This is a genomic window from Enterobacter cloacae complex sp. SHL009 (assembly GCF_049237205.1).
Lineage (GTDB): Bacteria > Pseudomonadota > Gammaproteobacteria > Enterobacterales > Enterobacteriaceae > Enterobacter > Enterobacter cloacae_M.
This window is the reverse complement of sequence record NZ_JBMKIW010000005.1, coordinates 106,934-121,287: the sequence shown is the minus strand read 5'-3', so window position 1 is coordinate 121,287 and position 14,354 is coordinate 106,934. Positions and strand designations below refer to the sequence as shown.

Here is a 14,354-nt window from a genome sequence, read left to right as displayed (position 1 = left end):
GGGAGACGCGTGATGTCGATTATTCTCGGGATTGACCCAGGCTCACGCGTCACCGGTTATGGCGTTATCCGTCAGGTGGGACGCCAGTTAACCTACCTGGGCAGCGGCTGTATTCGCACCAAAGTGGACGATCTTCCTTCGCGCCTGAAGCTCATTTATGCGGGCGTGTCGGAGATCATCACCCAGTTTCAGCCGGACTATTTCGCCATCGAGCAGGTCTTTATGGCGAAAAACGCCGATTCAGCGCTAAAGCTCGGTCAGGCGCGCGGTGTCGCCATCGTCGCTGCCGTGAACCAGGATTTGCCGGTATTCGAATACGCGGCACGTCAGGTCAAGCAGACGGTAGTGGGCATTGGTAGCGCGGAGAAAAGCCAGGTACAGCATATGGTGCGTACCCTGCTGAAGCTTCCCGCGAACCCGCAGGCCGACGCCGCCGATGCGCTGGCTATTGCGATTACCCACTGTCACGTCAGCCAGAATGCGATGCAAATGAGCGAGTCGCGGCTCAATCTGGCGCGAGGCAGGTTACGATAATCAGAAATCAGGCTGGATAAACATCCAGCCTTTTTTTATTATGTCGACAGTTAAATTCTCCCAGAACGCAGGAGCGTCACGTGATAGGCAGACTCAGAGGCATCATCATTGAAAAACAACCCCCGTTAGTGCTGCTGGAAGTGGGTGGCGTGGGCTATGAAGTCCATATGCCGATGACCTGCTTCTACGAGCTGCCGGACGCGGGCAAAGAGGCGATTGTCTTTACCCAGTTTGTGGTGCGTGAAGATGCCCAGCTGCTGTACGGCTTCAATAACAAGCAGGAACGGATCCTGTTCCGCGAGCTGATTAAAACCAACGGCGTTGGGCCGAAGCTGGCGCTGGCGATTTTGTCCGGCATGTCGGCACCACAGTTTGTGAATGCCGTTGAGCGCGAAGATCCTGCGGCGCTGATTAAGCTCCCGGGCATTGGTAAGAAAACCGCCGAGCGCCTGATTGTCGAAATGAAAGACCGCTTTAAAGGTCTGCATGGCGATCTGTTCACTCCGGCTGCCGATTTGGTACTGACCTCTCCTGGCGGCCCTGCGACGGATGATGACGCCGAGCAAGAAGCGGTTGCCGCGCTGGTGGCGCTGGGCTATAAACCTCAGGAGGCCAGCCGTATGGTGAGCAAAATTGCCAAACCGGACGCCAGCAGTGAAACCCTGATTCGTGAAGCGCTGCGCGCTGCATTGTGAGGTAAAGGATGATTGAAGCAGACCGCCTGGTGTCGGCAGGCACTATTCAGGCAGATGACGTGGTGGATCGCGCGATTCGCCCTAAGCTGCTTGATGAGTATATCGGCCAGCCGCAGGTTCGTTCCCAGATGGAGATTTTCATCCAGGCGGCAAAGCTGCGCGGCGATGCGCTCGATCACCTGCTCATTTTTGGCCCTCCCGGTTTAGGCAAAACCACGCTGGCGAATATCGTTGCCAATGAAATGGGCGTCAACCTGCGCACCACCTCCGGCCCCGTGCTGGAGAAGGCGGGCGATCTCGCCGCGATGCTGACCAACCTCGAACCGCATGACGTGCTGTTTATCGATGAGATCCACCGCCTGTCGCCGGTGGTGGAGGAAGTGCTCTATCCGGCGATGGAAGATTACCAGCTGGATATCATGATCGGTGAAGGCCCGGCCGCGCGCTCCATCAAAATCGATCTGCCGCCGTTTACCCTGATTGGCGCCACCACCCGCGCCGGGTCGTTGACCTCTCCGCTGCGCGACCGTTTCGGCATCGTGCAGCGTCTTGAGTTTTACCAGGTGGCGGATCTCCAGCACATCGTTGGCCGTAGCGCCCGCTATATGGGGCTCGAAATGAGCGAAGAGGGCGCGTTTGAAGTGGCGAAGCGTTCCCGCGGTACGCCGCGTATCGCCAACCGTCTGCTGCGCCGCGTGCGTGACTTTGCCGAGGTGAAGCACGATGGCTCGATTTCCGCGGAGATCGCCGCTCAGGCGCTCGATATGCTGAACGTCGATGCCGAAGGCTTTGACTATATGGACCGTAAACTGCTGCTGGCGGTGCTGGATAAGTTCTTTGGCGGCCCGGTTGGGCTGGATAACCTGGCTGCGGCTATTGGGGAAGAGCGTGAGACGATTGAAGATGTGCTGGAGCCGTATCTGATCCAGCAGGGCTTCCTGCAGCGTACCCCGCGTGGACGTATGGCAACGGTGCGGGCGTGGAATCATTTCGGCATTACGCCACCGGCAATGCCGTAATGTTGTGTTCCCTCTCCCCGAGGGAGAGGGCCGGTGAGGGCTTCTGCGCCCTCCATGTTAATTCGCGGTCTTTTTCATCATACTTAAGATAAACAGCACCGCCGCACTCAGCACCACTGACGGCCCCGCAGGCGTGTCATAGAACGCCGAGAAGGTTAACCCACCCGTTACCGCAATCATTCCGATAATCACGGCTACGCCGGCCATCTGCTCCGGCGTACGGGCAAAGCGACGCGCCGTGGCGGCAGGGATGATCAACAGCGACGTAATAATCAGCGCGCCGACAAACTTCATTGCGACACCAATCGTTAATGCCGTCACCAGCATCAGCAGCAGTTTTACGCGCTGCAGCTGCACGCCGTCGACAAATGCCAGATCAGGACTGACGGTCATGGCCAGTAAATTCCGCCACTGCCAGAGCAGAATAGCGAGCACCACCACCACGCCAACGGCGATAGCGATGAGATCTTCCGGCGTCACGGCCAGCAGGTCGCCGAAGAGGTAGGCCATCAGATCCACGCGGATGTTCGACATCAGGCTGACCACCACAAGGCCCAGAGACAGGGCACTGTGCGCCATAATGCCAAGCAGCGTATCAATGGCGAGGTGAGGGCGCTTTTCCAGCCAGACCAGACCGGCGGCCAGCAGCAGCGTGACCACAATCACCGCGTAGAAGGGGTTGACATCCAGCAGCAGACCAAAGGCAACGCCCAGCAGAGACGCGTGCGCCAGGGTATCGCCAAAATAGGACATTCTGCGCCAGACAACAAACGAGCCGAGTGGACCCGCGGCGCAGGCAAGCATAATCCCGGCCAGCCAGCCGGGCAGTAACAGTTCAATCATGAGTGTCCATTTCCCCGACGCAGTACGATTCGTCCCTGCAAATCATGGCGATGATTATGATGATGACGGTAAATACCCAGCTGTTCAGCGCCGCGGGGGCCGAACATGGAGATAAACTCCGGATGCATTGACACCACTTCAGGCGTACCGGAGCAGCAGATATGGTGGTTGAGGCACAGCACTTCGTCGGTTTTTGCCATCACCAGATGGAGATCGTGAGACACCATCAGCACGGCGCAATCAAGCTCCCGACGTAGCTGGTCGATCAAATCATAAAGCGCAACCTGCCCATTCACATCCACACCCTGAGTTGGCTCATCCAGTACCAGCAGCTGCGGGCTGCTCAGCAGCGCGCGGGCAAGTAAAACACGCTGAGTTTCACCGCCGGACAGTTTTTGCAGCGGCGCATCGACAAGATGGCCCGCCTGCACGCGTTTCAGCGCCGGGAGAATATCGGCTTTACGGGTGCCGGGGCGCAGACGCAGGAAACGGCTGACCGTCAGCGGCAGCGTGGCGTCGAGGTGAAGTTTTTGCGGCACATAGCCAATACGCAATTTTTCCTCGCGCTTAATCACGCCTTCATCGGGTGCGACCAGACCCAGCACCACGCGCACCAGGGTGGATTTGCCTGCGCCATTGGGACCGAGCAGCGTCAGAATTTTGCCGGGCTTCAGATCGAGCGACACGTCAGAGAGGACGCGGCGCTGGCCGAATGAGACCGAGATATTTTCAAGAGAAACCAATGTCGTCATGTCATTTTAAGCTTGAAGAAGTCAACGAATGTTATAATATCACATTCCACGCATTCACTACGATGATTAGTCGCATTATGTTACATAAAAATACGCTTCTTTTCGCAGCATTATCCGCTGCCCTTTGGGGTACAACCGCACAAGATGTTAACGCTGCGGTTGTCGCTTCGCTTAAACCACTCGGTTTCATCGCGTCCGCCATTGCAGACGGGGTAACTGAAACCCAGGTTCTGCTCCCTGATGGTGCATCCGAGCATGACTATTCCCTGCGCCCGTCGGATGTAAAACGCTTACAAAACGCGGACTTAGTTGTCTGGATTGGTCCTGAAATGGAAGCGTTTATGCAAAAGTCAGCAAAACAGGTTGCTGGCGAAAAACAGGTCGCGATTGCCGAACTCTCCGGCGTGAAACCGTTGCTCATGAAAGGGGCGGATGACGACGGCGACGAACATGACCATCATGCCGCAGACGGCGAAAAAGGTGATGGAGATCACCATCACGGCGAGTACAACATGCATCTTTGGTTATCCCCAGAGATAGCGCGGCTTTCAGCGGTTGCAATCCATGACAAATTAGTGGAACTTATGCCGCAAAGTCGAGCCAAACTAGACGCCAACCTGAAGGATTTTGAGGCACAATTAGCCGCAACCGATAAGCAGGTTGGTAATGAGCTCGCACCGTTGAAAGGTAAAGGGTATTTCGTTTTTCATGACGCCTACGGCTATTACGAAAAACACTACGGTTTGACCCCACTGGGCCACTTCACCGTCAACCCTGAAATTCAGCCTGGTGCGCAGCGTTTACATGAAATCAGAACACAGTTGGTTGAGCAAAAAGCGACATGCGTTTTTGCTGAGCCACAGTTCAGGCCAGCGGTCGTAGAAGCCGTGGCCAGGGGAACATCCGTGCGCATGGGAACCCTTGACCCGCTAGGTACGAATATCCAGTTGAGCAAAGCGAGCTATTCGCAGTTCCTCAGCCAACTGGCGAACCAGTATGCGAGCTGCCTGAAAGGAGATTAACGAGGAAGTGAATACGTGCAACAGATAGCCCGCTCTGTCGCCCTGGCATTTAACAATCTGCCACGACCCCACCGCGTTATGCTGGGGTCGCTTACAGTTCTCACCTTAGCGGTCGCCGTCTGGCGGCCCTATGTTTACCACCCGAGTTCTGCCCCTATCATTAAAACCATTGAGCTTGAAAAGAGCGAAATCCGTTCTTTGCTGCCTGAAGCCAGTGAGCCTATCGACCAGGCGGCTCAGGAAGATGAAGCTATCCCGCAGGATGAGCTGGACGATAAAACCGAGAACGAGGCGGGTATCCACGAATATGTTGTCTCTACCGGGGATACGCTGAGCAGCGTGCTGAACCAGTACGGCATCGACATGGGCAATATCAGCCAGCTGGCGGCTGCGGATAAAGATCTTCGCAACCTGAAAATCGGACAGCAGCTCTCCTGGACTTTAACGGCGGATGGCGATCTCCAGCGTCTGACCTGGGAAATGTCCCGCCGCGAAACCCGCACCTACGATCGCACTGCAAACGGTTTCAAGATGACCAGCGAAATGCAGAAGGGTGACTGGGTTAACAGCGTTCTGAAAGGCACCGTGGGCGCGAGCTTTGTCTCCAGCGCGCGCGATGCAGGCCTGACCAGCGCTGAAATCAGCTCGGTGATCAAAGCCATGCAGTGGCAGATGGATTTCCGCAAGCTGAAGAAGGGCGATGAGTTCTCCGTCCTGATGTCCCGCGAAATGCTGGACGGCAAGCGCGAGCAAAGCCAGCTGCTGGGCGTACGTCTGCGCTCCGAGGGCAAAGATTACTACGCGATTCGTGCCGAAGACGGCAAGTTCTATGACCGTACCGGTACGGGCCTTGCAAAAGGCTTCCTGCGCTTCCCGACGGCAAAACAGTTCCGCGTCTCCTCTAACTTTAACCCGCGTCGTCTGAACCCGGTAACCGGGCGCGTCGCGCCGCACCGTGGCGTTGACTTTGCCATGCCGCAGGGCACGCCGGTACTGGCGGTTGGAGATGGTGAAGTGGTGGTGGCCAAGCGTAGCGGTGCCGCCGGATATTATGTCGCGGTACGTCATGGCCGCACTTATACGACCCGCTACATGCACCTGCGTAAGCTGCTGGTCAAACCGGGCCAGAAGGTGAAGCGTGGTGACCGTATCGCGATCTCCGGCAATACCGGACGCTCTACCGGCCCGCACCTGCACTATGAAGTGTGGATCAACCAACAGGCCGTGAACCCGCTGACGGCGAAACTGCCGCGTACCGAAGGCCTGACCGGTAAAGATCGTACTGATTATCTGGCGCAGGTGAAAGAGGTGATGCCGCAGCTGAGCTTAAACTAAGCCCTCTGTTTTTGTTAAAAAAGCCGGCGCACACTGACGCCGGCTTTTTCTTTTGTGCGTGGACGACTGCCTCGCTACACTATCTGAATAAAATTTTGCGTCATCAGACCCTGGATCCAGCATGGAAACCAAAAAAAACAATATTGAATACATTCCTGAGTTTGAAAAATCCTTCCGCCATCCGCGCAACTGGGGCGCCTGGCTTGGTGTTTACGCCTTTGCGGGGATGGCGATGCTGCCTGCCTCTGTTCGCGATCCCGTTCTCGGTAAAATTGGCCGTCTGGCCGGGCGTTTAGGCAAGAGCGCCCGCCGCCGCGCGCAGATCAACCTTTACTACTGTTTTCCTGAGAAAAGCGACGCCGAGCGCGAGGCAATCATTGATGAGATGTATACCACCGCCCCGCAGGCAATGGCGATGATGGCTGAACTGGCGCTGAAAGGGCCGGATAAAATCGTCGATCGCGTTGACTGGAAAGGGCTGGACATCATCGAGGAGATGCGCCGCAACGACGAGAAAGTCATTTTCCTTGTCCCCCACGGCTGGGGTGTTGATATTCCGGCTATGCTGATGGCGTCTCAGGGCCAGAAAATGGCGGCGATGTTCCATAACCAGGGAAATAAAATCTACGATTTTGTCTGGAATACGGTGCGCCGTCGTTTTGGCGGACGTTTGCATGCGCGTAACGATGGCATTAAGCCCTTCATTCAGTCGGTACGTCAGGGCTACTGGGGCTATTATCTGCCGGATCAGGACCACGGCCCCGAGCACAGCGAGTTTGTCGATTTCTTTGCGACCTATAAAGCGACGCTCCCCGCGATTGGCCGCCTGATGAAAGTCTGCCGTGCCCGCGTGATCCCGCTGTTCCCGGTCTATGACGGGAAAACGCATCGCTTGAGTATTGAAGTTCGTCCGCCGATGGATGATTTGCTGACCGCAGACGACCACACGATCGCGCGTCGAATGAACGAAGAGGTGGAGATACTGGTGGGGCCGCATGCCGAACAGTATACGTGGATACTGAAGCTGCTTAAAACGCGGAAACCGGGTGAAACAGAGCCCTATAAACGTAAAGAGCTTTATCCGAGGAAATAAAAAAAGCCCTCTCCATCTGGAGAGGGCTTTTTAACACAGACGTTATTACTCGACGGTCATAACGCGCGTGGTGTTGGTTGAGCCGATGGTGCTCATCACGTCGCCCTGGGTCACAATGACGATATCACCGGATACCAGATAGCCTTTGTCGCGCAGCAGGTTTACGGCATCGTGCGCCGCAGCTACGCCGTCGTTGGTGCTGTCGAAGTGAACCGGCGTCACGCCGCGGTACAGCGCGGTCAGGTTCAGCGTACGTTCGTGACGGGACATGGCGAAGATCGGCAGACCAGAGCTGATACGAGAGGTCATCAGCGCGGTGCGGCCAGATTCGGTCATGGTGATGATCGCGGTAACGCCCTTCAGATGGTTTGCCGCGTACATCGCAGACATCGCTATCGCTTCTTCCACGTTGTCGAACTGCACGTCCAGACGGTGTTTAGAAACGTTAATGCTTGGGATCTTTTCAGCGCCCAGGCAGACGCGCGCCATGGCGGCCACGGTTTCTGCCGGATACTGGCCTGCAGCGGTTTCCGCAGAGAGCATCACCGCATCGGTACCGTCCAGCACGGCGTTAGCCACGTCCATAACTTCTGCACGGGTTGGCATTGGGTTGGTGATCATCGATTCCATCATCTGAGTGGCGGTGATCACCGCGCGGTTCAGCTGACGTGCGCGACGAATCAGCGCTTTCTGGATCCCTACCAGCTCAGGGTCGCCAATTTCCACGCCCAGGTCTCCACGCGCAACCATCACCACGTCGGATGCGAGGATCACATCGTCCATGGCATCCTGATCGCAAACGGCTTCCGCGCGTTCAACTTTCGCGACGATTTTAGCATCGCAGCCTGCATCACGAGCCAGGCGACGCGCATAGTTCAGATCTTCGCCGCAGCGCGGGAAGGAGACCGCCAGGTAGTCAACGCCGATCAGCGCAGCCGTCACGATGTCCGCTTTGTCTTTATCGGTAAGCGCTTCTGCAGAGAGGCCGCCGCCCAGTTTGTTGATGCCTTTATTGTTGGAAAGCGGGCCGCCGACGGTGACTTCGGTGAACACTTTCATGCCCTGAACTTCCAGCACCTTCAGCTGTACGCGACCGTCGTCGAGCAGCAGGATATCGCCTGGCACAACGTCAGCCGGCAGGCCTTTATAGTCGATACCGACTTTCTCTTTATCGCCTTCGCCTTTGCCCAGGTTGGCATCCAGCAGGAATTTGTCGCCGATATTGAGGAAAACTTTACCCTCTTTAAAGGTCGATACGCGGATTTTTGGACCCTGCAAATCGCCGAGGATAGCAACGTGGCGGCCCAGTTTGGCTGCGATTTCACGCACTTTATCGGCACGTAACTTATGGTCTTCTGGCGTACCGTGAGAGAAGTTCATACGCACCACGTTGGCGCCGGCAGCGATAATTTTCTCAAGATTATTATCGCGATCGGTGGCCGGGCCTAAGGTGGTTACGATCTTGGTTCTGCGAAGCCTTCTGGACATGTAATACTCCGTTGACTGAAACAACTTTGGTGTTGCGTGAACATTGAATCGGCCTTCATCTGCTGCAAGGCAGCGGAGAGTGGACCGAATGCCGTAAATCGTTACATCGTAATTATTGGTTACGTCTTCGTTATCAACTATCAGGGAACATCGCTCTTTATAAGCAATTCTTTATCAAAACGCGATTCCTTCAGCGCTTCCTTGACCCGCTTCAAGTTATCCCGGAATTTTGCGCCCCGACGTAAGGTAAAACCGGTTGCCAGCACGTCAATCACGGTAAGCTGCGCCAGTCGGGAAACCATCGGCATATAAATGTCGGTGTCTTCCGGCACGTCGAGGGTGATCGCCAGCGTCGCCTCACGCGCCAGCGGCGTGCCTGCCGTGGTGAGGGCAATCACCATGGCATCGTTTTCACGGGCCAGCTGTGCCAGCTCTACCTGACTCTTGGTGCGGCCGGTGTGCGAAATCAGTACCACGACGTCATCTTCACTGCAATTCATACAGCTCATGCGTTGCAGCACAATGTCATCGGAATAAATAACCGGGACGTTAAAGCGGAAAAATTTGTTCATGGCGTCATGCGCCACGGCTGCCGACGACCCGAGACCAAAGAACGCAATCCGCTTGGCCTGGGTGAGCAAATCCACCGCGCGATTCACGGAACTCATGTCCAGAGACTGGCGCACGTGGTCAAGCGAAGCCATGGCCGATTCAAAAATTTTCGCGGTATAGGCATCAACGCTGTCGTCTTCATCCACATTACGATTAACATATGGGGTGCCGTTAGCCAGACTTTGTGCCAGATGCAGTTTAAAATCAGGAAAGCCGCGCGTTTCCAGGCTACGGCAAAAGCGATTGACCGTGGGTTCGCTAACACCCGCTTCCTGTGCCAGAGCGGCGATGCTTGAATGAATCGCCTGAGCGGGAGAGGCGAGAATGACCTCAGCCACTTTTCGCTCGGATTTGCTAAGGTGTTCCAGTTGAAACTGGATTTTTTCCAGCATGTTCATGTTAACAGGATGCTCATGGGTGTAAACGATTTCATAAATTGATGAAATCGTGATTCGATTTAGCCGATATTACCCCTGTGGCTTCCATTAAGGGTAACAATCGACAAGATAATGTTGTTGTTTTTTTTCATTACTTGATCGGTGTCGGGTTTTGCTGTGACCCTGTTGCGCAAAGAAACGACGGTTGTTGCGTCATTACGCCGTCGTAATCACCCAGATGGTGAAAAATCGCGGTATCGCACGCGACGATAAGCGCTAATGGTTTCGGGAATGACGTAAAAGCAGTACAGTGCATTGTAATAAAATTACAACGATACCTGGCAGAAGTACCAGGTGATCCAACTGAGGAGAATGACATGGCGGTAACGCAAACAGCCCAGGCATGTGACCTGGTCATTTTCGGCGCGAAAGGCGACCTTGCACGCCGAAAATTGCTGCCTTCCCTGTATCAACTGGAGAAAGCGGGCCAAATTCATCCGGATACCCGTATCCTGGGTGTCGGGCGCGCTGACTGGGACAAGGACGCTTATACCAAAGTCGTCCGCGAGGCGCTCGAAACTTTCATGAAAGAAAAAATTGATGAAAGTTTGTGGGATACCCTGAGTGGACGCCTCGATTTCTGCAACCTGGACGTCAACGACGTCAGCGCGTTTACCCGCTTAGGCGCGATGCTGGATCAGAAAAACCGTGTCACCATTAACTATTTCGCCATGCCGCCAAGCACCTTCGGCGCCATCTGCAAAGGTCTGGGCGAAGCCAAACTGAACGCCAAACCGGCGCGCGTCGTGATGGAGAAGCCGCTGGGTACGTCGCTGGCAACCTCGCGTGAAATCAACGACCAGGTGGGCGAGTTCTTTGAAGAGTGCCAGGTCTACCGCATTGACCACTATCTCGGTAAAGAGACGGTTCTGAACCTGCTGGCGCTGCGTTTCGCTAACTCCCTGTTTGTGAATAACTGGGACAACCGCACTATCGACCACGTGGAAATCACCGTAGCGGAAGAGGTGGGGATTGAAGGTCGCTGGGGTTACTTTGACCAGGCCGGCCAGATGCGCGACATGATCCAGAACCACCTGCTGCAAATTCTGTGCATGATTGCCATGTCTCCACCGTCTGACCTGACGGCTGACAGCATCCGTGACGCAAAAGTGAAAGTGCTGAAGTCACTGCGCCGCATCGACCGCTCCAACGTGCGTGAGAAGACCGTCCGCGGTCAGTACACCGCCGGGTTTGCGCAAGGCAAAAAAGTGCCGGGCTACCTGGAAGAAGAGGGCGCGAACAAGTCCAGCAACACCGAGACGTTCGTGGCGATCCGCGTGGATATCGACGACTGGCGCTGGGCGGGCGTTCCGTTCTACCTGCGCACCGGTAAACGTCTGCCGGCTAAATGTTCCGAAGTGGTTGTGTACTTCAAAAACCCGGAACTGAACCTGTTCAAAGAGTCCTGGCAGGAACTGCCGCAGAACAAGTTGACCATTCGTCTGCAGCCGGACGAAGGGGTGGATATCCAGATCCTGAACAAAGTGCCGGGGCTGGATCATAAACACAACCTGCAGACCACCAAGCTGGATCTGAGCTACTCCGAAACCTTCAACCAGACGCACCTGGCCGATGCTTACGAGCGTCTGCTGCTGGAAACCATGCGCGGTATCCAGGCGCTGTTCGTGCGTCGCGACGAAGTGGAAGAGGCGTGGAAATGGGTCGACTCCATCACCGAAGCCTGGGCTGCCGATCAGGATGCGCCAAAACCGTACCAGGCTGGTACATGGGGACCTGTCGCGTCGGTGGCGATGATCACCCGCGATGGCCGCTCCTGGAACGAGTTTGAGTAAGATAATCCTCTAGCTCGAAAGTGTTATTTTACCGGTAACATGATCTAACACAGCTAGTGGCACAATTTTCAACTTTTAAGCTCCGCGTGGATTCACCCGCGGAGCTTTTTTTATTACACTGCCGGAAGTGATTTTGCCCCTGAGCTCCGGACAGCAAGCGTTTCAGCGTTGTTAACAACTGCCAGCGACTTTGTAAACTCCCGAGCCGGACAGATAATTTAGAGGAGCTTTTATGAATCCGACATTGTTACGCGTAACACAGCGCATTATCGAGCGCTCGAAAGAGACCCGTTCGGCCTACCTCGCCCGGATTGAACAGGCAAAGAGCAGCACCGTCCACCGATCTCAGCTGGCCTGCGGGAACCTGGCGCACGGCTTCGCCGCCTGCCAGCCTGATGATAAAGCGTCGCTGAAAAGCATGTTGCGTAACAATATCGCCATCATTACCTCCTATAACGATATGCTTTCCGCCCACCAGCCGTATGAGGTCTATCCCACTATCATCCGTAACGCGCTGCACAGCGTGAATGCGGTGGGCCAGGTGGCGGGCGGCGTGCCTGCCATGTGTGACGGCGTGACGCAGGGGCAGGACGGTATGGAGCTGTCCCTGCTGAGCCGCGAAGTGATTGCGATGTCTGCCGCGGTGGGCTTGTCACACAATATGTTTGATGGCGCGCTGTACCTCGGCGTGTGCGACAAGATTGTCCCGGGCCTGGTGATGGCGGCGCTGTCGTTTGGGCATCTGCCTGCGATCTTCGTCCCGTCCGGCCCAATGGCGAGCGGTCTGCCGAACAAAGAAAAAGTGCGTATTCGCCAGCTGTACGCGGAAGGGAAAGCAGACCGTCAGGCGCTGCTGGAGGCGGAAGCTGCGTCTTACCATGCGCCGGGGACCTGTACGTTCTACGGTACGGCTAACACTAACCAGATGGTCGTTGAGTTTATGGGGATGCAGCTTCCGGGCTCGTCCTTCATCCAGCCAGATGCACCGCTGCGCAAGGCGCTGACCGAGGCCGCGGCCCGTCAGGTCACGCGTCTGACCGGCAACGGCAACGAATGGATGCCGATGGGTAAAATGGTTGACGAAAAAGTCATTGTTAACGGGATTGTCGCGCTGCTGGCAACCGGTGGCTCAACTAACCACACCATGCATCTGGTGGCCATGGCGCGTGCGGCGGGCATTCTGATTAACTGGGATGACTTCTCCGAGATCTCTTCTGTAGTGCCGCTGATGGCGCGTCTGTACCCGAACGGTCCGGCGGATATTAACCACTTCCAGGCTGCAGGCGGCGTACCGCTGCTGATGCGGGAGCTGCTGAAAGGCGGACTGCTGCATGAAGACGTAAATACCGTGGCTGGCTTTGGCCTTCAGCGCTACACCCAGGAGCCGTGGCTGAACAACGGCGAGCTGGACTGGCGTGAAGGGGCGAGCGCTTCCCTTGATGCGCAGGTGATTGCCACGATCGACAAACCGTTCTCTCCTCATGGCGGCACCAAAGTGCTGAGCGGCAACCTCGGTCGTGCGGTAATGAAGACCTCTGCCGTACCGGAAGAGAACCAGGTTATCGAAGCGCCGGCGGTGGTGTTTGAAAGCCAGCACGACGTATTACCCGCCTTTGACGCCGGTCTGCTTGATAAAGACTGCGTAGTGGTGGTGCGTCACCAGGGGCCTAAAGCTAACGGGATGCCAGAATTACATAAACTTATGCCACCACTTGGTGTATTATTGGACCGCCGTTTCAAAATTGCGCTAGTCACCGATGGACGCCTCTCCGGGGCATCCGGTAAAGTGCCTTCAGCCATCCACGTGACGCCGGAAGCCTACGACGGCGGTTTACTGGCGAAAGTACGCGATGGTGACATGATCCGCGTGAACGGCCAGACGGGCGAGTTAACCCTGCTGGTGGATGACGCCGAGCTGGCGGCACGTCAGCCCCATATTCCTGACCTGAGCGCATCGCGCGTGGGGACCGGACGCGAAATGTTCAGCGCGCTGCGTGAGAAACTCTCCGGTGCGGAGCAGGGCGCAACCTGTATTACGTTTTAAGACGACTTGATTTTAACGATCTGGCGAGAGAAAACTCTGATGAAAAACTGGAAAACAAGTGCAGAAGCAATCCTGACCACTGGCCCTGTCGTGCCGGTTATCGTGGTAAACAAGCTGGAGCACGCTGTACCGATGGCGAAAGCGCTGGTTGCGGGCGGCGTTCGCGTTCTGGAAGTGACCCTGCGCACCGCCTGCGCGATGGATGCTATCCGCGCTATCGCCAAAGAAGTGCCGGACGCCATCATCGGTGCGGGTACCGTTCTCAACGCGCAGCAGCTGGCAGAAGTGACCGAAGCGGGCGCGCAGTTCGCCATCAGCCCTGGCCTGACCGAGCCGCTGCTGAAAGCCGCCACTGAAGGTACCATTCCGCTGATCCCTGGCATCAGCACCGTCTCTGAACTGATGCTGGGCATGGACTACGGTCTGAAAGAGTTCAAATTCTTCCCGGCTGAAGCGAACGGCGGCACCAAAGCGCTGCAGGCGATTGCGGGTCCATTCTCTCAGGTGCGCTTCTGCCCGACGGGCGGTATCTCTCCTGCCAACTACCGTGACTACCTGGCGCTGAAAAGCGTGCTTTGCATCGGTGGTTCATGGCTGGTTCCGGCGGATGCGCTGGAAGCGGGCGACTGGGATCGCATCACCAAACTGGCTCGCGAAGCGGTTGAAGGTGCGAAACAGTAAGCCATT

At 56.1% G+C, this 14,354-nt stretch carries 13 protein-coding genes; 9 read left to right on the top strand and 4 right to left on the bottom strand.

Annotated features, from left to right (window positions below):
* The first annotated feature begins 12 nt into the window (after nt 1–12).
* The 3 genes from ruvC (at nt 13) to ruvB (ending at nt 2,248) form a co-directional block, all read left to right on the top strand.
* Nucleotides 13–534 (top strand): crossover junction endodeoxyribonuclease RuvC, encoded by a 522-nt coding sequence (ruvC, locus tag ACOTZC_RS13555; protein WP_003859749.1) that lies wholly within the window; start codon nt 13–15, stop codon nt 532–534.
* A gap of 80 nt (nt 535–614) precedes the next feature.
* Entirely contained in the window at nt 615–1,229 is a 615-nt protein-coding gene (gene ruvA, locus ACOTZC_RS13550) for a Holliday junction branch migration protein RuvA (RefSeq protein ID WP_045355971.1), read from the top strand.
* Nucleotides 1,230–1,237: 8 nt separating this feature from the next.
* Complete coding sequence (ruvB, locus tag ACOTZC_RS13545; protein WP_023312235.1) at nt 1,238–2,248, top strand: Holliday junction branch migration DNA helicase RuvB; 1,011 nt, start codon at nt 1,238–1,240, stop codon at nt 2,246–2,248.
* Nucleotides 2,249–2,305: 57 nt separating this feature from the next.
* Here the strand turns inward: ruvB and znuB are convergent, their stop codons facing one another.
* A complete protein-coding gene (znuB, locus tag ACOTZC_RS13540; RefSeq protein WP_354664351.1) occupies nt 2,306–3,091 on the bottom strand; it encodes a zinc ABC transporter permease subunit ZnuB in 786 nt (261 codons plus the stop codon).
* The gene (znuC, locus tag ACOTZC_RS13535) at nt 3,088–3,843 is read right to left on the bottom strand and encodes a zinc ABC transporter ATP-binding protein ZnuC (RefSeq protein WP_023312233.1); all 756 of its coding nucleotides are present in this window, start codon (nt 3,841–3,843) and stop codon (nt 3,088–3,090) included. The genes znuB and znuC overlap by 4 nt, the downstream gene beginning before the upstream one ends.
* Before the next feature lie 77 nt (nt 3,844–3,920).
* Here znuC and znuA point away from each other — a divergent pair, with 77 nt between their 5' ends.
* The 3 genes from znuA (at nt 3,921) to lpxM (ending at nt 7,293) form a co-directional block, all read left to right on the top strand.
* Nucleotides 3,921–4,865: a zinc ABC transporter substrate-binding protein ZnuA gene (gene znuA / locus ACOTZC_RS13530; protein WP_045404493.1), complete on the top strand. Its 945-nt coding sequence runs from the start codon at nt 3,921–3,923 to the stop codon at nt 4,863–4,865.
* A 15-nt stretch (nt 4,866–4,880) separates the two neighbouring features.
* On the top strand, nt 4,881–6,200 hold the full coding sequence (gene mepM / locus ACOTZC_RS13525) for a murein DD-endopeptidase MepM (RefSeq protein ID WP_023312231.1): 1,320 nt from the start codon (nt 4,881–4,883) through the stop codon (nt 6,198–6,200).
* A 121-nt stretch (nt 6,201–6,321) separates the two neighbouring features.
* Nucleotides 6,322–7,293 carry a lauroyl-Kdo(2)-lipid IV(A) myristoyltransferase gene (lpxM, locus tag ACOTZC_RS13520; RefSeq protein WP_023312230.1) on the top strand — a complete coding sequence of 324 codons (972 nt, stop codon included), beginning with the start codon at nt 6,322–6,324 and terminating at the stop codon, nt 7,291–7,293.
* Nucleotides 7,294–7,338: 45 nt separating this feature from the next.
* Here lpxM and pyk read toward each other — a convergent pair whose 3' ends face one another.
* Complete coding sequence (gene pyk / locus ACOTZC_RS13515) at nt 7,339–8,781, bottom strand: pyruvate kinase (RefSeq protein ID WP_008500455.1); 1,443 nt, start codon at nt 8,779–8,781, stop codon at nt 7,339–7,341.
* 140 nt (nt 8,782–8,921) lie between these two features.
* A complete protein-coding gene (locus tag ACOTZC_RS13510; protein ID WP_023312229.1) occupies nt 8,922–9,791 on the bottom strand; it encodes a MurR/RpiR family transcriptional regulator in 870 nt (289 codons plus the stop codon).
* A 356-nt stretch (nt 9,792–10,147) separates the two neighbouring features.
* Here ACOTZC_RS13510 and zwf point away from each other — a divergent pair, with 356 nt between their 5' ends.
* From zwf to kdgA, 3 genes are all read left to right on the top strand, one after another.
* Nucleotides 10,148–11,623 carry a glucose-6-phosphate dehydrogenase gene (zwf, locus tag ACOTZC_RS13505; RefSeq protein WP_023312228.1) on the top strand — a complete coding sequence of 492 codons (1,476 nt, stop codon included), beginning with the start codon at nt 10,148–10,150 and terminating at the stop codon, nt 11,621–11,623.
* A gap of 232 nt (nt 11,624–11,855) precedes the next feature.
* On the top strand, nt 11,856–13,667 hold the full coding sequence (gene edd / locus ACOTZC_RS13500; RefSeq protein WP_045404461.1) for a phosphogluconate dehydratase: 1,812 nt from the start codon (nt 11,856–11,858) through the stop codon (nt 13,665–13,667).
* A 39-nt stretch (nt 13,668–13,706) separates the two neighbouring features.
* Nucleotides 13,707–14,348, top strand: coding sequence for a bifunctional 4-hydroxy-2-oxoglutarate aldolase/2-dehydro-3-deoxy-phosphogluconate aldolase (gene kdgA, locus ACOTZC_RS13495; protein ID WP_014884307.1), 642 nt, complete (start codon nt 13,707–13,709; stop codon nt 14,346–14,348).
* Nucleotides 14,349–14,354 lie beyond the last annotated feature (6 nt).

What these genes read in the sequence shown, in the direction of transcription:
- ruvC (WP_003859749.1), top strand. Translation starts at nt 13, where the DNA reads ATGTCGATTATTCTCGGGATTGACCCAGGCTCACGCGTCACCGGTTAT.
- ruvB (WP_023312235.1), top strand. Translation starts at nt 1,238, where the DNA reads ATGATTGAAGCAGACCGCCTGGTGTCGGCAGGCACTATTCAGGCAGAT.
- znuB (WP_354664351.1), bottom strand. Translation starts at nt 3,091, where the DNA reads ATGATTGAACTGTTACTGCCCGGCTGGCTGGCCGGGATTATGCTTGCC.
- znuC (WP_023312233.1), bottom strand. Translation starts at nt 3,843, where the DNA reads ATGACGACATTGGTTTCTCTTGAAAATATCTCGGTCTCATTCGGCCAG.
- znuA (WP_045404493.1), top strand. Translation starts at nt 3,921, where the DNA reads ATGTTACATAAAAATACGCTTCTTTTCGCAGCATTATCCGCTGCCCTT.
- lpxM (WP_023312230.1), top strand. Translation starts at nt 6,322, where the DNA reads ATGGAAACCAAAAAAAACAATATTGAATACATTCCTGAGTTTGAAAAA.
- pyk (WP_008500455.1), bottom strand. Translation starts at nt 8,781, where the DNA reads ATGTCCAGAAGGCTTCGCAGAACCAAGATCGTAACCACCTTAGGCCCG.
- ACOTZC_RS13510 (WP_023312229.1), bottom strand. Translation starts at nt 9,791, where the DNA reads ATGAACATGCTGGAAAAAATCCAGTTTCAACTGGAACACCTTAGCAAA.
- zwf (WP_023312228.1), top strand. Translation starts at nt 10,148, where the DNA reads ATGGCGGTAACGCAAACAGCCCAGGCATGTGACCTGGTCATTTTCGGC.
- edd (WP_045404461.1), top strand. Translation starts at nt 11,856, where the DNA reads ATGAATCCGACATTGTTACGCGTAACACAGCGCATTATCGAGCGCTCG.
- kdgA (WP_014884307.1), top strand. Translation starts at nt 13,707, where the DNA reads ATGAAAAACTGGAAAACAAGTGCAGAAGCAATCCTGACCACTGGCCCT.